Origin of the sequence: Agromyces chromiiresistens (genome assembly GCF_029167465.1) — a bacterium.
Classification (GTDB): Bacteria; Actinomycetota; Actinomycetes; order Actinomycetales; family Microbacteriaceae; genus Agromyces; species Agromyces chromiiresistens.
The window spans coordinates 909,157-924,694 of record NZ_JARFNL010000004.1 but is presented as its reverse complement, the minus strand read 5'-3'; the positions used below and the strand labels follow the sequence as shown (position 1 = coordinate 924,694).

Genomic DNA, 15,538 nt, shown 5'->3' with positions numbered 1-15,538 from the left:
CATGATGCCGGTAGCCCGAACCGAGGGAGACCGGATGTCCGAGACGCTCGACCGAACACCCGCCGGCGTCGCTTCGCCCCTGCCGGGCGCGACGATCATCGGCCGCATCCGGGGAATGCTCCTCTCGGCCCTGGGCGCCGCGCTCGGGTACTCGATCCTCGGAACGGCGAGCAAGGGCGGCTGCTTCGACGCGGTGAGCGAAGAGGCCGCCGCCGACTCGGCGTGCGTGAACCTCACCCTGCATCCGAGCCCCATCGTGTTCATCGCGATCGCGGTGACGGTCATCGTCGCGATCACCCTCGTGCTGCGGCCTGGCCGCTCCGAGGCATCCGCCCTGCGCATCATCGACCGCGCGGTGGACATCATCATCGCCGGCACGCTCGCCTGGGCGGCGCTGACGATGGTCTCGTTCTTCGCGATTCCGCTCGAGCCGCCGGGCCCGGGCGAGCCCTTCACGATCCCGTTCACGTTCGGCAACGTCGACATCGACATCACGCCCTAGCCGGCGCGATTCGACCGACGGAGCAAGCCGAGGGTCTCGACGCGCGGCGCGCACCGGCGCATCATTTCCCGATGACGACGCCGTCCCTCACTGCGCAGCTCAGGCTCGACCTCAGGCATCGCCTGCGCCCCATGCGGGGCCGCAACCCCGACGAACCGCATCGTGCCGTCACCCCGCTCGAGCTGCTCTACGACCTCACGTACGTCATCGCGTTCGCCGCCGCGGCCGACGAGCTCGCGCATGCGCTCTTCGTCGGCGAGGTCGGACCGGGCATCGGCGCGTACCTGTTCGCGGTCTTCGGGGTGTCGTGGGCGTGGCTCAACTTCACCTGGTTCTCGTCGGCCTACGACAACGACGACGCGCTCGTGCGGGCCGCCGTCGTCGCGCAGATGGTCGGGGTCGTGATCTTCATCTTCGGGCTGCCCGTCAGCTTCGAGGATGCCGCGCACGGAGCCAGCCCGAACAACATGCTGCTCGTCGCCGGCTACATCGTCATGCGCGTCCCGCTGATCGCGCTCTGGCTGCGCGCCGCGCGCGAGGACCCGGCGCATCGGCGAACCTCCCTCGCGTACGCGGCCGTGATCGCGGTCGCGCAGGTCGGCTGGCTGCTCACGACGATCCCCGGCATCCCGACGGGCGCCACCATCGCCGCGATCGTCGTGCTCGCGACCGCCGAGCTCATCGCGCCGGTCGTGCTCGAGCGCCGCTTCGGTCGGGCGCCGTGGAACGCCGGTCACATCGCCGAGCGATTCGGACTGCTCACCCTCATCACGATCGGCGAGGTCATCGCCGGAACGGTCGCAGCCGTCGGCGCTCTCGTCGCTGAGCAGGGATGGTCGATCGCGGCGGTCGCGATCGTCGCCGCAGGGCTCGTGATCGCCGCCGGGCTCTGGTGGGCGTACTACCTCGTCCCGTCGCGCACGATCCTCGAGCGCTGGCCCGAACGCACCTGGGGCTGGCGGTACGTGCACCTGCCCCTCTTCGGCGCGATCGCGGCGGTCGGCGCGGGACTCCACGTCGCCGCGGTCGGCGTCGAGCACCAGGAGCTCAGCCTGCTGCAGATCACCCTCGCGCTCGCGGTGCCGGTCGCGTGCGTGGTCGTGCTCGTCTTCCTCATCTGGAGCGTGCTGATGCACTCCATGGACTTCACGCACGTGCCGCTCTTCATCGCGAACCTCGTGCCGCTCGTGGCCGCGGTCGTCATCGCCACGGTCGTCGACGCCGGGGCGCCGATCGACCTCGAACCCGGTGGCGACCTCACCGCCCTCGTCACGGTCATCGGGCTCGTGTCGCTCTCGTGCGTGATCGAGGTCGTCGGGCACGAGCTCGTCGGGTACTCGCACACGCTGCAGGCCGCGAAGCGGCACCTGCTCGAGCCCGAGATCGCCGCCCGGCACGCCGAGGCCGACGCGGCCGAGGCATCCACCTGAACCTCGCCCGCCCCGGCGAAGGGGGCTACGCCCAGCCGAGCTCCCCGAGGCGCGCGTCATCCAAGCCGAAGTAGTGGCCGATCTCGTGCACGAGCGTGATGCGCACCCGGGTGCGCAGTGCGTCGAGGTCGGGGCTGTAGGCCTGCATGTTGTTCTTGAAGAGCGTGATGCGGTCGGGCAGCTCGCCGTAGCCGTAGACCCCGCGCGTCTTCAGCGGGCGCCCGCTGTACAGCCCGAAGAGCCGCGGCCGCTCCCCCGGCGGCTGGTTCGCGATGAGCACCGCGACGTTCTCGAGTCCGCGCACCATCTCGTCGGGCAGCGCGTCGTAGACCTCTGAGACCATCTGCTCGAAGTCGTCGTCCGAGATCTCGACCATGTACCGATTCTGAACCCCGAACGGGCTCACCCGACCGGAATGCGCAGATCCGAGGCATCCCGTTCGCTGTCGACGGAATCGTGCGGCGGGTCGGCCGGTTCGAGGCGGCTGTCGAAGAAGACCCGCGCGAGGCGCGCACGGAGCCGCTCGAGCGGGCGTCCGCGCGGTGCGGTCGTGGCCGCCGCGATGGCGGCCGTGGCGGGTCGGTCGACGTCGAGCAGGCGCCGGCGCTCGTCGCGGTCGAGCTCCTCGTGCACCTCCACGTACTCGCCGCCCGGCAGGCGCACGATGCGCCCCGTCTCGAACCCGTGCAGCAGCATGTCGCGGTCGCGTCGCTGCAGGCCGAGGCACACTCGCCGCGTGAGCGCGAACGCGACGGCCGGGCCCGCCAGCAGCAGGAGCTGGAACACGAGCACCACGCCCTCGATGCTGACGCTGAACGCGGCCGCGATGACGTCGGCGCTGGCCGCGCCCCAGAGCACGCCGTAGAACACGACGCCCGCCACCCCGACGCCCGTGCGCGTCGGGGTGTTGCGGGGGCGGTCGAGCAGGTGGTGCTCGCGGTGATCGCCGAGGATCCACTCCTCGATGAACGGGTACGCGGCGACGAGCAGGAGGTAGGCGGTGACGACCGCGAGCGGGGCGAGCACGGCGAGCGTCCAGGTGCGGTCGAACGCGACGAGCTCCCAGCCCGGCGGCACCAGGCGCAGCGCCCCGTCGAGGAACCCGGTGTACCAGTCGGGCTGGCTCCCGGCGCCGGCGTCGCCCGGTGAAGCGGGCCCGTACAGCCAGATGGGGTTGATCGTGACCGTCGCCGAGATCAGCATCAGCACCCCCATGACGATGAGGAGCAGGCCGCCCGCCCGAGCCGCGGCGGTCGGCAGCAGCGGCACGCCGGTGCGGCCCGGCCCCGCGAACCGCGGAGGGCGGTGCCGGAGGAGCAGGGCGGCGCGCACCGCGATGAGCACCGCCATGAGCGGCACCACGGCGAGGTGCAGCGGGTACAGGTGCGCGATGATCTCGCCGGGGAAGGCACCGCCGAACAGCAGGTCCTTCAGCGGGGTGCCGACGAACGGGATGCCGAGCACGATGCCCTCGACGATGCGCAGCCCCGTGCCCGACAGCATGTCGTCGGGCAGCGCGTACCCGCTCCAGCCGCCCGCGAGCGCCGCGACGAGCAGCAGGAACAGCAGCACCCACCCCGCGCGCCGCGGCCGCCGGAACGCGCCCGTGAAGAACGTCACGAGCAGCTGCGCGATGATCGCCGCCGGCAGCAGGAGGGCCGCCCAGTGGTGCGCCTGCCGCACGAGCAGGCCGACGGGCACCTCGAACGAGATGCGCATCGTCGACGCGTAGGCCTCCGAGGCCTGCGCCCCGAGCAGCGTCGGGTAGGGCCCGTCGTAGGTGACCGTCGCGTTCGACGGCGTGTACCAGAACATGAGGATGACGCCCGTCACCGTGATGACCACGAGGCACGCCATCGCGACCACCCCGAACAGGTTCGTCCAGTGCACCGGCACGACACGACCCCGCAGCTCCGCGACGAACGCCGCACCACGCCGTCCCGCGGTCGTGCGGCCCAGCCGCTCTGCCGCCCGCTCGGTGAATCCCGTTCGACGCTCCTGCGTTGCCGACACGTCGGTCTCCTCTCAGGCCCTCTGCACATACGACGCCGCAGCGGCCCGATTTGTGACAGGTGCCCTCGAGGAGCGTGCCGGTTCAGTCGACGAGCGCCCCCGCCGACAGGTTCGCGATCGCGCCGGTCATCGAGCCGGCGCGATCGGAGGCGGCGAACGCGAGGTACTCCGCGACGTCGTCGAGCACCGGCAGCCGGCCCAGCACCGTCATGCCCGCCAGCCCGGTGAGCCATTCATCGATGGGGATGCCTCCGGCCGCCGCGGTGCGGCCGAACATGTCGCCCGTGTACGAGGTCTCGAGCGCATCCGACATGGCGTGCGGGCGCACGCAGACGACGCGGACCCCGTCGGGCCCGAGCTCGCCCGCGAGCGCGCGCGAGAACCCCTCGAGCCCGGCCGACTGGGCCGCGTTGCCGAGCAGCCCGCGACCGGTGAGCCGGGCGCCCGGCGTCGAGATCGTGAGGATGACGCCGCCGCCCTGCGCGATCATGTGCCGCGACGCGGCCTTCGCGGTCACGAAGTTCGTCTGCAGGTAGCCGACCACGGGGTGCAGGTAGTCGTCGAGCGAGGTCTCGGCGATCGGCAGGCCCTGCACGTGGTCGAAGCCGACCGCGTTGAGGGCGATGTCGATGCGACCCGCGATCTCGGCCACCTCGTCGACGTGCCGGTCGACCTCGGCCTGGCTCATCGCGTCGACGACGGCGATCGAGACGGCCGCGCCAGCTGCACGGGCGGCGGATGCCGCGGCCTCGAGCCGTGGCAGCGACCGGCCCGCGAGGAAGAGGCGTGCGCCCTCGCGGGCGAACACCCGCGCTGCCGCTCCCCCGATCGAACCGCCACCGCCGTGGATCACGGCCACCTTGTTCTCGAGCAGCATGTCACGACCTCCGAATCTCGTTCTGAATTGTGCAACTTGATAGTTGCACTATTCAGAACAGAGTGCAACCTTTCGATTGCACTTCGGAAGCGAATGCCCGAGACGAGGGGTCGCTCGTCCCGGACCGATCAACCGAGCCCGGCGCGCTCCTCCGAGGCATCCTGCTCGCCCTCGACCGGGCGGCCCGACAGGCCGACCGATCCCTTGCCGGCCCCCGTCGAGAGCGCCGCGGCCACCGCCACCGACTCGTCGACGTCGGGGTACTGCGGCCGCAGCCGCACGGGCTCGCGGCGGCGCTGCTCGCGCTTCGCCTTGCGCGAAGCGGCGAGGAGGTTGAGCGCCTCGACGAGGATCGCGAACGCCATCGGCGCGTAGATGAGGGCCTTGTCGATGTGCACCCCGAAGCCCTCGGCGATCAGGAACACGCCGATCAGCAGCAGGAACGACAGGGCGAGCATCTTCACCGTCGGGTGGCGGTTCACGAACGTGAAGATGAAGCGCGCCGCGAACAGCATGATGCCGAACGAGAGCACGACGACCGTGACGATGACGAGCAGGTTCTCGGTCATGCCCACGGCCGTGATCACCGAGTCGAGCGAGAAGACGATGTCGAGCGCCAGGATCTGCGCGAGCACCGAACCGAACGTGATGCGCCTCGGCGCGGCACCGTGCTCCTCCTCCGCGCCCTCGAGCTTGTGGTGGATCTCGGTGACCGCCTTGTAGACGAGGAAGAGGCCACCGGCGATCAGGATGAAGTCCTTCACCGAGAAGCCCATGCCCCACAGCTCGACGACGTCTTCCTTCAGCGTGATGATCCAGCCGGCGAAGAAGACGAGGATGACGCGGATCACCATCGCGAGCGTCAGGCCGAGGTTGCGCGCCTTGGCCTGCTGCTCCTTCGGGAGCTTCGACGCGAGGATCGAGATGAAGATGACGTTGTCGACGCCGAGCACGATCTCGAGCACGAACAGCGTGACGAAGACGGCGATGAGGTCGGGGGTGAGGGCGAAGGAGAAGTCCACGCCGCCCATCGTAGGGAGCCGCGCGCGTTATGCGGCGCCATCCGTGCGGGGCGTGCGGCGTGGCGTCAGCCGGATCACGGGGATCTCCCGATCGGTGACGCGCTCGTACCTCGCGAAGCCGTGCGCCGTCGACGTGATCTGCGCCCACGCCGCCGCGCGCTCAGCACCGTGCAGCTGCTCGGCGGTGACGTCGATGCGCTTGCCCGCGAACTCGATGCGCACCCGGTCGGGATGCGCCGCGATGTTGTAGTACCACGACGGGTTCTTCGCGGCGCCGTTCGCCGACGCGACGATCAACCGTGCGCCGTCGCCCTCGGGAAACCAGCGCACGGGTGTCACGCGCTCCCGCCCGGTCTTGCGGCCGATCGTCACGAGCGCGAGCTTGTTGCCGCGCCGGTCGCCCTTGCGGCGGATGTGCTCGGCCATGCGCTGGTTGCCCCACCGCTCGAGCCGGGTGCCGGCCGGGCTGCGCGCGCCGCGGGTGCCGTTCGGGGTGTCGAAGGCCATGGGGATCGCCTCCCTCTGGTGGCGAGTGCTTCCCCTCAATCATCCCGCGGATCGGGCAGCGCAGGGGCCCCGAGACGCTCCTTCGTCGCTCCTCGACCACCGGGGTCGGCGGTCAGCGCGACAGCTCGGCCTCCTCGTCGAGGTGGCCGAGCTTGTAGGGGTTCGCGATCGAGAAGATGCGGGTGATGCGCCCGTCCTCGATCTCGAAGCTGATCGCCCCGGCGAGCGCGCCGTCGATCTCGCCGCGGATCGCCGGCTGGCCGTTCACCCAGGTCGGTCGCGCCTCGAACGGCAGGCCGAGCTTCGCGAGGCCGCCGATCAGGTACCGGGCGATCTTGTCGGCGCCCACGATCGGCCTGGGCGCGGCGCCGCGCACGAAGCCGCCGCCGTCGGCGACCGACACGACGTCGGGTGCGAGCACGTCCATGAGGCCCTGCAGGTCGCCCGAGTTGATCGCCGCGACGAACCGCGCGACCACCGCCTCCTGCTCGGCGCGGTCGACCGCCACCCGCGGCCGCCGGGCCGCGACGTGCGTCTTCGCGCGGTGGGCGATCTGGCGCACCGCGGCCGGCGTCTTGCCGACCGCGTCGGCGATCTCGTCGTACGACACGTCGAACACCTCGCGCAGCACGAACACGGCGCGCTCGGTGGGTCCGAGCGTCTCGAGCACGGTCAGCATCGCGATCGACACGCTCTCGGCGAACTCCACGTCCTCCGCGACATCGGGGCTCGTGAGCAGCGGCTCGGGCAGCCACTCGCCCACGTACGACTCCCGGCGCCGCGACTTGGTGCGCAGGTGGTTCAGCGCCTGGCGCGTGACGATCCGCACGAGGTAGGCGCGCTCCTCGCGCACCTCGGATCGGTCGACGGCGTTCCACCGCAGCCACGACTCCTGCAGCACGTCTTCGGTGTCGGCCACCGAGCCGAGCATCTCGTACGCGATCGTGAAGAGCAGGGTGCGGTGGGTGACGAACGGGTCGTCGGTCATGATGCCGAGCCTACGACCTCGGCCGCGGCATCCGTCGTCGTCGCCCTCGTCGCGAGCGGCGGCAGGGCGCACGCATCGGCGTAGCCCTCCGAGTGGATGCCGAGGGCGAGGTTCATGCGCGAGCTCATGTTCATGAAGGCGACCTTCGCCGTGAGCTCGATGAGCGCGGCCGGGCCGAGCTCGTCGAGCAGCGCCGCCGACAGCTCGTCGGTGACGGCGGGCGGGGTCTGGCTCATCGCCTCCGCGTACTCCATGACGTTGCGTTCGAGGGGCGTGAAGACGGATGCCTCGCGCCAGGCCGGCACCTGCCGGGCCTTCGCCTCGTCGAGGCCCTCGTTGTGCGCCTTGTAGTAGTTGAAGTCGAGGCACCAGCTGCACCCGATGTAGGCCGCCGTCGCCATCACGGCGTAGCTCGCGAGGTTGTCGTCGAGCTCGTCGAGCGCCTCGATCTTGCGCCCGATGCCCATCGACGCGCGCATGAGCGCGGGATGGTGCGCGAGCACGCCCATCGAGTCGGGCACCTGGCCGAGCATGCGGCGGGCCGCGACCTTCACGACCGTGCCGAAAACACCCGTGAGCTCGGTCGGCGGAATGCGGGTCTGGGTGGTCATCGTGTCCTCCTGCGGTGGTCGACGGCCGGTGTTCGGTTCCCGGAACATTCCGTCGATGCAGGTAAGACACCGGCCCGCGCTCGCGTGTGACAGGTGCGGCGAAAACTCCTCGTCGATCGTCGATCGTCGACCGGCGGCGGCCGGGCAACCGCCGCGTGCCTACTCGACCGGCGGAGCCGCCCGGTCGAGCACGATCGCCGCGGGGAAGCGGCCCAGCACCCGGCGGAAGGGCGCCTTCGCGAGGCGCTGCGCCACGGCGGCGTCGACGATGCGCGGGTGCACGAGTTCGACGTCGCGCGCCTTCCAGCGCAGTGATGCGCCGCCGGCGGCGACGACGTTGCGCGCCCAGTTCGTGTTGACGCCCCACGGCAGGCCGATCATCACGATCGCGGCGTCGATCGTCGGAACGATCGCGATCGGGGTCGCGTAGGCGGTGCCGCTCTTGCGGCCCCGGTGGCGGATCACCGCCCAGATCGGCATCCACCTCCGGCCGGCGAGCGCCCGGGCGACCGGCTCGGTCGCATGGACCAGGCGCATGGGCGGTCCGCCCGAGGCATCCTTGCCCGACCGTCGTGAGTCGGCCGGTCGTGCGGAGAGCATCTCGTTCATACCAGGGAGACGATCCAGGCCTCGCGAACGTGACATCGGCCCTTGCCGTCACACCGGGCCCGGGTGGATCGTCGTACTGACATGACCGAATTCGCAGAGCTGTGGACCGAGCACCGACGCGTGGTGCGCGACGTCGCCTACCGGGTGCTCGGCTCGGTCGCCGACGCCGAAGACGTCACGCAGGAGACGTACGTGCGCCTCCTCGCCCGCGGCGACGAACCGCTCGACGACCCGCGCGCCTGGCTCGTCACCGTCGCCTCACGGCTGGCGATCGACCGGCTGCGCGCGCACGAGCACTCGCGGCGCGCCTACGTCGGCCCGTGGCTGCCAGAGCCGATCGTGACCGACGAGCGCACCCTGCCCGAAGACCGCGTCACGCTCGACGACTCGGTGCGCATGGCGCTCCTCGTCGTGCTCGAGCAGCTGACGCCCGCCGAGCGGACCGCGTTCCTGCTGCACGACGTGTTCGACCTCGGCTTCGACCAGGTGTCGGAGGTGCTCGGGGTGAGCGTCGCGAGCGCGCGGCAGTCGGCGTCGCGGGCGCGCCGGCGCATCGCCGCGCACGGCGACGCCCGGTTCTCGGTCGACGCAGGTGTCGCCCGACGGCTCTCGGAGCGGTTCGCCCGCGCCGCCGCCGAGGGCGACCTCGACGGGCTCATCTCGGTGCTGGCGGGCGACGCGCAGGGGCACTTCGACTCGAACGGCTTCTATCCGGATGCCTCGACCGAGGTCGTCGTCGGCGCCGAGACGGTCGCGCGGCAACTGCTGCGCGGCGTCGGCGGGCGCGGCCTCGACTTCGAGACGGCCGAGGTGAACGCCGCGCCTGGCATCGTCGTGCGCCGTCGCGGCCGAGTGGTCTCGGTGCTCGCACTCGAGTTCGCGGGCGACCGCATCGCGGCCATCCACGGCATCGGCAACCCGAAGAAGCTCGAGCACCTGCAGTGAGCGGCGGACCTCCTGCCGACCCGTCCGCCTCCACCTAGACTCACCACGTGACCCACGCCTCCCCCGCACCCGCCGCCGCCACCCGATGAGCCCGGTTCCCCAGGCCGCCCGACGCATCGAGCTGACGCTGCACAAGCCGTGGTTCGCGCTCTACTGGGGTGTCAGGCCGACCGTCGTCATCGGCGGGCGCGGCCAGCCGAGCCAGTGGGGCGTCGGCACCTGGCAGGTGCCGGCCGACCGGGCGACGACGATCGGGGTCTACCTCTACAACCGGGTGTGGCGATTCGGGTCGGCGGAGTTCGGGCTCGGGCCGGGGCATCCGGAATCGCTCGTGTACGTCGCACCGGTGCTGCCCTTCACGCGAGGGCGGATTCGCGCGCGGGAGTAGCTCGGGCGGGCAGGCGGGCAGTCCGGTGCGGACTACCGCGTCGGGGAGACTGCCGAGGCGATGACCTGCGCAAGGTCTGCTGGCCGACTCCACATGGGCCAGTGGCCGGTGGGGAGGTCGACGAGATCGACGTGCGTCAGCCGGGCCACCTCGGCGAACATCGGATGCCCTGCGGCGGCCAGCTCCCGGATCTGGTCACTCGAGATGGAGCAGCACACGAGCGTGGTGGGGATGTCGAGGCGCGCGTCGTCGGTGAGGGTGACGGCCTGGCGCAGGACGGGCCCCGGCTCGGGCACGGCGCGGCGACGGAAACGCTCGAGGTCGTCGGGACTCAGCCCGTCGAGGCTGGCTTGCGCTGCGAGCGCCTCGAACGGGGGCAGGGCGAGCTCTTCGAGGTCGGCGGGGGCGTCGGGGGCGAAGACGCTGCCCGGTGCGAGCGGGCCGCTGTCGACCCAGACCACGCGGCGGACCCGTTCGGGGTGCCGGTCGAGCACCATGCTCACCGGCGCGTTGGCGCCGCTGTGCGCGACGATCACCGCCGACCGGTGGGCGGTCGCGGCCTCCTGCGCCAGCGCACGCTCGATCGCGTCGACCTGGTCGTCCAGGGTCCGTGACGACCGCTGCGCGTCCTCGGAATCGAGCCCGGGCAGGGTCATCGCGATGGCGCGGTGTCGGGCTGCACGCAGGTGTTCGACGACGTCGTCCCAGGCCCAGGCCCCCAGCCAGTGGCCGGGGATCAGGAAGATGGTCGGTTCCGTTTCATCACTCGTCATGCCTCCCACTCTCGCTGACGGCATGGACAGCTGGGTGTCACTGTTTCTGGCATGAATTTGGGATGATTCACTGGTGAAGAGAGCTGAACGCCTGCATGCGCTCTCGGAGATGTTGCGCCGTCAAGGGTCTCGCGGTGCGACCGCCGACCTACTGGCTGCCGAGTTCGGCGTCTCGGTCCGCACCATCAAGCGAGACCTGGCTTCCCTCGAACGCAGCGGCGCGGCCCTGTGGTCCCGTCCTGGCCCCGGCGGCGGCTACGGGCTGTCTGAGATCGCCTCGCTTCGACCGGTGAGCCTGAGCCCCGCGCAGGCGGTCGCGATCCTGGCTGCGGTGTCCGCCGCCCCGGATGCCCCCTACTCCGACCTCGCCTCGTCCGGAATGCAGAAGATCCTCGACGTGCTCGATCCCGCCGCCCGGGCCAGAGCCCGACGACTGGCGGATCGCGTCTGGGTCGACGCGCCGGCCCCGCCGCGGCGGGCGGTCAGGTCGGCGCTCGAGGAGGCGATGACCGAACAGCGGGTGGTCCGCATCCGCTACACCTCGGCCGACGGCACGAACACCTCGCGCGACGTCGAACCGGTGCTGTTCGCATCGACCAACGGCCAGTGGTACCTGGTCGGCTGGTGCCGACTGCGCGACGCGATGCGCTGGTTCGTGGTCGCTCGAGTCCAGCAGGCCCGTGTCACCGCGATCCCGTGCACCGAACACACCGTCGACGAGATCGGCGTTCCGCCGGCCACGGCACGACCGGTGCACAGACGTGACGACTGACCGACCCGACCGACGTCTTCGGTCAGTGCACCTCACCGATCACCGGGGCGAGGCCTGCAGCCGGGCGCTCCGTCAGCGGCAGGGCGTCACCGAGGATCGGCGCGAGCGCCGAGCGCGCCGGGCCGAGGTACCGGCCGAGCTCGGGCCGGCCGTAGCGGATCGGCACGGGCGCGGTGCCCTTGGCCGGGTACATCTCGAACTCGTCGCGCACCGTGCCGAGGAAGTGCGGGCCGAGGGCGGGGGCGGCGCCGGCGATGACGACCTCCTGCGGGTCGAGCAACGCCGACATGATGCGCAGGGCACGAGACAGGGCGCGCGCGCCGAAGGCCATGCGCTCGCGCGACTCGGCGGTCGAGGCGAGCAGGCTCGTGTCGTGCTCGTCGAACTCGTCGGTGTAGGCGTCGCCGAGCATCGCGCTCATCGAGGCGGCCGACTCGAGGCATCCCGACAGGCCGCACCGGCACGTCGCCCGCGCGCCCTCGAAGACGACCCGCACGTGACCGATCTCGCCGGCCCGGCCGGTCGCGCCGGCCATGAGGGTGCCGCCGTTCGTGACGGCGGCGCCGACGCCCTCGCCGAGGTGCACGACGAGGCGGATCGCGCCGTCGGCAGCGTCGGCGGCCTCGGTCAGCGCCTCGGCATCGACGTCGTTCACGACCGAGGTCGGTGCGCCGATCGCCTCCTCGAGGAGGCTCGCGAGCGGCACGCCGAACCAGCCCAGCTGCACGCTGTCGACGACGACCCCGTCGGCCGTGACGCCGGGCACCTGCACGCACGCGGCGAGCACGCGCGACTCGGCCCCCTCAGCGCGCAGGAGCGAGCGCACGGCGTCGACGACCGCCGAGACCTCGACCTCTCCCGCGAGCTCGACCCGGTTGCTCGCGACCGTGCGCCCTGCGAGGTCGACGAGTGCGACGTCGATCGCGCGGGTCCGCACGACCGCGACCACGATGAGGTGCGTCTCGGTGTCGATCTCGAGACGGGTCGCGCGCTTGCCGCCCGTGCTCTCGGCCGGGCCGGTCTCGGTGACGAGCCCGAACTCGATGAGCTCGGCCACGAGCGACGACGCCGTTGCGGAGGTGAGCCCGGTGCGGCGCGCGATGACGGCGCGGGTGACCGGGGCCGGCTCGCGAGCGATCAGTGCGAGCGCCCGCAGCAGGTTCTCGCGGCGGATCGCCGTCTGCGCGTCGAGTCCACCCGTACTCGCGAAGCGGCGCAGGAGGTCGGACTTGCGCTGCGGGCCGGCGTTGCTCACGGTCATGGTCTCCTCGATCGGGCGAAGTGTGTCGCGGGCGGCACCCGTGATGCGGTCGCGCGGGTGACATCGGGGGGCACGAGATCATCTTGCCCCTTGACGCCTCGACGACGAATCGCATAGGTTCGAACCAACTTAGTTTACTAAGTCAACAAAGTGGGCCTGATGCTCGGGATTTCTTCCCGTGGCGCGAGTCCCGCGGTCGGGGATTGGCCGCGGGACTCCGGCTCCGTCTGCGCGTTCCCTACCGCGATGCGTCGTGCTGCGCGCCGACGGCCGGCGGCATGCGCCGCTGCATCCGAGGCCCCGAACCGCGTCACCCAGAGACAGAGTCGTCGAGAAGTTGGAGGCAATGATGCAATCGATCCGCAAGACGTTGGCCACGGCGGGAGTGTGCGCCGTCGCCCTGGCCGGGGTGCTCGTGCCGCTCCCGGCCGCGGCGGCCCCACCGGCCGGTGCCCTGCCCACGGTGAGCCCGACCCCGCAGTCGATCGATCGCGCCGGCTCCGACCTCAACGTGCCCGCGCGCGTCGAGGTCGTCGTCGACGGCGGCACCGACGCCGCCGCGCTCGCCGCACTGCGCGACACCCTCACCGCCCACGGCGTCGACCGCATCGACGAGCGCGCGAAGCGCTCGGGCACCGCCCCGCTCACGATCGAGTTGGGTGCGGCATCGCGTGGCGACATCCAGGCCGCGCTCGGCGAGACCGACGTTCCCGACCACGCAGAGGGCTACGCGATCCGCGCCGACGCCACGGGCGGTCCGCTCGGCACCGTCGCGCTCGGCGGCGTCGACGCGGCGGGCCAGTTCTACGCCGTCAAGACGCTCGAGCAGCTCTTCGTACCGAAGGACGACGGCGGCTACCGCATCGCCGGCGCCTCGGTGAGCGACTTCCCGTCGATGCCGCTGCGCGGCACGATCGAGGGCTTCTACGGCAACCCGTGGACCCACGAGGAGCGCCTCGACCAGCTCGGGTTCTACGGCGACGTCAAGGCGAACACCTACATCTACGCCCCGAAGGACGACCCGTACCACCGCGACAAGTGGCGCGACCCGTACCCCGCCGACAAGCTCGCCGAGCTCGGCGACCTCGTGCAGACGGCGACCGACAACCACGTGCGGTTCACGTTCGCCCTCTCCCCCGGCAACACCGTCTGCTACTCGAGCGACGCCGACTACCAGGCGCTCACCGGCAAGCTGCAGCAGATGTACGACCTCGGGGTGCGGGCGTTCAACATCCCGCTCGACGACATCGACTACGGTCGCTGGCACTGCGACGCCGACCGCACGAAGTTCGGTGCGCCGAGCGGCCGCACCGCCGGCATCGCGCAGGCCTGGTTCCTCGACCGGGTGCAGAAGGAGTTCATCGAGACCCACGAGGGCGCGTACCCGCTGCAGATGGTGCCGACCGAGTACTACAACACGACCGACTCGGGCTACAAGACCGCCCTGCGCGGCATGGACGAGGACGTCGTCGTGATGTGGACCGGTGAGGGCGTCGTGCCGCAGGAGGTCACGGTCGCCCAGGCGCAGAAGGCCGCGACGGTCTTCGGCGGTCCGACCTTCCTCTGGGACAACTACCCCGTGAACGACTACGGCCAGACCTCCGGTCGCCTGCTGCTCGCACCGTACGACAAGCGCGAGGCCGGCCTCGGCGAGTACCTCTCGGGCATCGTCTCGAACCCGATGAACCAAGCCGCGGCGAGCAAGATCGCGATCTTCGGCGTCGCCGACTTCACGTGGAACGACGAGGCGTACGACGCCGAGCACAACTGGTCGCAGGCACTGCGATTCATCGCGAACGGGGATGCCTCGACCGCCGCTGCGCTGCGCGTCTTCGCCGACCTGAACCACCTCGCGCCGAGCTTCGGAGCGCCGTGGCAGCCGCAGTCGCCCGAGCTGAACGCCCGCATCGCGGCCTTCTGGACGAGCTGGGAGGCCGGCGACAAGGCCGGCGCCGTCGCCGACCTGCGCGAGTACGCGGTCGCCATCGCCGAGGCGCCCGACGCGATCCGGAGCGGACCGACCGACCCGGCGTTCCTCTCCGACGCGAGCCCATGGCTCGACGCGACGACCCTGTGGGGCGAGGCGACCGTCACGCTGCTCGACGCCGTGCAGGCGAGGATCGACGGCGACGAGGCCTCCTCTGCCTCGCTCGCGACCGCGGCGAAGGCGACGGCCGCCGAGGCCGCCGCGATCGTGGTCGATCCGGCCGACAACACCTGGGGCAAGGCCAAGGTGCGCATCGCCGACGGCGTGCTCGACGTGTTCCACGGCCGCATCGGGTTCACCCTCGCGATGTGGGAGGCCGGTGACGTCGTGAACGTCGCGCCCAAGGGCACGGCGACCGCGTCGAGCGTCGAGGTGCCGCAGTTCGGCACCAAGAACGTGAACGACGACAACCTGTCGACGCGCTGGGCATCGGGCTACAGCGACGACTCGTGGGTGCAGGTGAAGCTCGCCGAGCCGACGGTCGTGCGCGGCATCACCCTCAACTGGGAGTCGGCCTGCGCGAACGCCTACGAGCTGCAGACGTCGAACGACGGCGTGACGTGGACGACGATCCGCACGGTCGACGACTCGACCTGCGCGCTCGACCTGTTCACGGTCGACGAGGCCGACCCGGTGCAGTACGTGCGCATGCAGGGCATCGACCGCAAGACCACGTGGGGCTACTCGATCTGGGAGTTCGGCATCTACGCGGCGAAGTAGCACTCCGGTCGGTCGAGCAGGCGCGCGGCGCCGTTTCGACACCACCGGCTGAACCGGTGCCCTTCGGCTCGTGCGAGCGGAAGGGCACCGGTCGTCCGACCGCGGGTCGTCCACTCGAGCTGTGCCGGTTCCC

Annotated in this window: 16 protein-coding genes; 6 read left to right on the top strand and 10 right to left on the bottom strand. The window is 71.2% G+C overall.

The window, feature by feature from the left end:
- Positions 1-34 precede the first annotated feature (34 nt).
- Together PX701_RS11640 and PX701_RS11635 are read left to right on the top strand one after the other, a co-directional pair.
- Complete coding sequence (locus PX701_RS11640; protein ID WP_275506359.1) at positions 35-502, top strand: hypothetical protein; 468 nt, start codon at positions 35-37, stop codon at positions 500-502.
- 71 nt (positions 503-573) lie between these two features.
- Positions 574-1,932: a low temperature requirement protein A gene (locus tag PX701_RS11635; RefSeq protein WP_275506358.1), complete on the top strand. Its 1,359-nt coding sequence runs from the start codon at positions 574-576 to the stop codon at positions 1,930-1,932.
- Positions 1,933-1,957: 25 nt separating this feature from the next.
- On the opposite strand, the gene PX701_RS11630 is transcribed toward PX701_RS11635, so the two are convergent.
- From PX701_RS11630 to PX701_RS11595, 8 genes are all read right to left on the bottom strand, one after another.
- Positions 1,958-2,308: a metallopeptidase family protein gene (locus tag PX701_RS11630; protein WP_231431928.1), complete on the bottom strand. Its 351-nt coding sequence runs from the start codon at positions 2,306-2,308 to the stop codon at positions 1,958-1,960.
- 26 nt (positions 2,309-2,334) lie between these two features.
- The gene (gene qcrB / locus PX701_RS11625) at positions 2,335-3,945 is read right to left on the bottom strand and encodes a cytochrome bc1 complex cytochrome b subunit (protein ID WP_338029118.1); all 1,611 of its coding nucleotides are present in this window, start codon (positions 3,943-3,945) and stop codon (positions 2,335-2,337) included.
- Between the two features lie 82 nt (positions 3,946-4,027).
- A complete protein-coding gene (locus PX701_RS11620) occupies positions 4,028-4,822 on the bottom strand; it encodes an SDR family NAD(P)-dependent oxidoreductase (protein ID WP_275506357.1) in 795 nt (264 codons plus the stop codon).
- Positions 4,823-4,950: 128 nt separating this feature from the next.
- On the bottom strand, positions 4,951-5,853 hold the full coding sequence (locus tag PX701_RS11615) for a TerC family protein (protein ID WP_231431930.1): 903 nt from the start codon (positions 5,851-5,853) through the stop codon (positions 4,951-4,953).
- An 18-nt stretch (positions 5,854-5,871) separates the two neighbouring features.
- Positions 5,872-6,351: a nitroreductase/quinone reductase family protein gene (locus PX701_RS11610; protein ID WP_231431931.1), complete on the bottom strand. Its 480-nt coding sequence runs from the start codon at positions 6,349-6,351 to the stop codon at positions 5,872-5,874.
- 112 nt (positions 6,352-6,463) lie between these two features.
- A complete protein-coding gene (locus PX701_RS11605) occupies positions 6,464-7,339 on the bottom strand; it encodes an RNA polymerase sigma-70 factor (RefSeq protein WP_231431932.1) in 876 nt (291 codons plus the stop codon).
- A complete protein-coding gene (locus PX701_RS11600) occupies positions 7,336-7,950 on the bottom strand; it encodes a carboxymuconolactone decarboxylase family protein (RefSeq protein ID WP_275506356.1) in 615 nt (204 codons plus the stop codon). Before PX701_RS11600 ends, PX701_RS11605 begins: the two co-directional genes overlap by 4 nt.
- Positions 7,951-8,109: 159 nt before the next feature.
- The gene (locus PX701_RS11595) at positions 8,110-8,559 is read right to left on the bottom strand and encodes a nitroreductase family deazaflavin-dependent oxidoreductase (RefSeq protein WP_275506355.1); all 450 of its coding nucleotides are present in this window, start codon (positions 8,557-8,559) and stop codon (positions 8,110-8,112) included.
- Positions 8,560-8,640: 81 nt separating this feature from the next.
- Between PX701_RS11595 and PX701_RS11590 the strand changes: the two genes are divergently transcribed.
- Positions 8,641-9,504 carry a sigma-70 family RNA polymerase sigma factor gene (locus PX701_RS11590; protein WP_275506354.1) on the top strand — a complete coding sequence of 288 codons (864 nt, stop codon included), beginning with the start codon at positions 8,641-8,643 and terminating at the stop codon, positions 9,502-9,504.
- Positions 9,505-9,589: 85 nt separating this feature from the next.
- Positions 9,590-9,892, top strand: coding sequence for a hypothetical protein (locus PX701_RS11585; protein WP_231431936.1), 303 nt, complete (start codon positions 9,590-9,592; stop codon positions 9,890-9,892).
- 32 nt (positions 9,893-9,924) lie between these two features.
- Here PX701_RS11585 and PX701_RS11580 read toward each other — a convergent pair whose 3' ends face one another.
- Complete coding sequence (locus PX701_RS11580; RefSeq protein WP_275506790.1) at positions 9,925-10,665, bottom strand: alpha/beta fold hydrolase; 741 nt, start codon at positions 10,663-10,665, stop codon at positions 9,925-9,927.
- Positions 10,666-10,738: 73 nt separating this feature from the next.
- On the opposite strand from PX701_RS11580, the gene PX701_RS11575 reads away from it, so the two are divergent.
- Positions 10,739-11,437 (top strand): helix-turn-helix transcriptional regulator, encoded by a 699-nt coding sequence (locus PX701_RS11575; RefSeq protein WP_275506353.1) that lies wholly within the window; start codon positions 10,739-10,741, stop codon positions 11,435-11,437.
- Between the two features lie 22 nt (positions 11,438-11,459).
- Here the strand turns inward: PX701_RS11575 and PX701_RS11570 are convergent, their stop codons facing one another.
- Complete coding sequence (locus tag PX701_RS11570) at positions 11,460-12,698, bottom strand: ROK family transcriptional regulator (protein ID WP_275506352.1); 1,239 nt, start codon at positions 12,696-12,698, stop codon at positions 11,460-11,462.
- A gap of 346 nt (positions 12,699-13,044) precedes the next feature.
- On the opposite strand from PX701_RS11570, the gene PX701_RS11565 reads away from it, so the two are divergent.
- Positions 13,045-15,405 carry a glycoside hydrolase family 84 protein gene (locus PX701_RS11565; protein WP_275506351.1) on the top strand — a complete coding sequence of 787 codons (2,361 nt, stop codon included), beginning with the start codon at positions 13,045-13,047 and terminating at the stop codon, positions 15,403-15,405.
- The last annotated feature ends 133 nt before the right edge of the window (positions 15,406-15,538 follow it).

Excerpts from the sequence above, each read along its gene's own strand:
- PX701_RS11640 (WP_275506359.1), top strand. The coding sequence starts at position 35 with ATGTCCGAGACGCTCGACCGAACACCCGCCGGCGTCGCTTCGCCCCTG.
- PX701_RS11635 (WP_275506358.1), top strand. The coding sequence starts at position 574 with ATGACGACGCCGTCCCTCACTGCGCAGCTCAGGCTCGACCTCAGGCAT.
- PX701_RS11630 (WP_231431928.1), bottom strand. The coding sequence starts at position 2,308 with ATGGTCGAGATCTCGGACGACGACTTCGAGCAGATGGTCTCAGAGGTC.
- PX701_RS11620 (WP_275506357.1), bottom strand. The coding sequence starts at position 4,822 with ATGCTGCTCGAGAACAAGGTGGCCGTGATCCACGGCGGTGGCGGTTCG.
- PX701_RS11615 (WP_231431930.1), bottom strand. The coding sequence starts at position 5,853 with ATGGGCGGCGTGGACTTCTCCTTCGCCCTCACCCCCGACCTCATCGCC.
- PX701_RS11610 (WP_231431931.1), bottom strand. The coding sequence starts at position 6,351 with ATGGCCTTCGACACCCCGAACGGCACCCGCGGCGCGCGCAGCCCGGCC.
- PX701_RS11605 (WP_231431932.1), bottom strand. The coding sequence starts at position 7,339 with ATGACCGACGACCCGTTCGTCACCCACCGCACCCTGCTCTTCACGATC.
- PX701_RS11600 (WP_275506356.1), bottom strand. The coding sequence starts at position 7,950 with ATGACCACCCAGACCCGCATTCCGCCGACCGAGCTCACGGGTGTTTTC.
- PX701_RS11595 (WP_275506355.1), bottom strand. The coding sequence starts at position 8,559 with ATGAACGAGATGCTCTCCGCACGACCGGCCGACTCACGACGGTCGGGC.
- PX701_RS11590 (WP_275506354.1), top strand. The coding sequence starts at position 8,641 with ATGACCGAATTCGCAGAGCTGTGGACCGAGCACCGACGCGTGGTGCGC.
- PX701_RS11585 (WP_231431936.1), top strand. The coding sequence starts at position 9,590 with ATGAGCCCGGTTCCCCAGGCCGCCCGACGCATCGAGCTGACGCTGCAC.
- PX701_RS11580 (WP_275506790.1), bottom strand. The coding sequence starts at position 10,665 with ATGACGAGTGATGAAACGGAACCGACCATCTTCCTGATCCCCGGCCAC.
- PX701_RS11570 (WP_275506352.1), bottom strand. The coding sequence starts at position 12,698 with ATGACCGTGAGCAACGCCGGCCCGCAGCGCAAGTCCGACCTCCTGCGC.
- PX701_RS11565 (WP_275506351.1), top strand. The coding sequence starts at position 13,045 with ATGATGCAATCGATCCGCAAGACGTTGGCCACGGCGGGAGTGTGCGCC.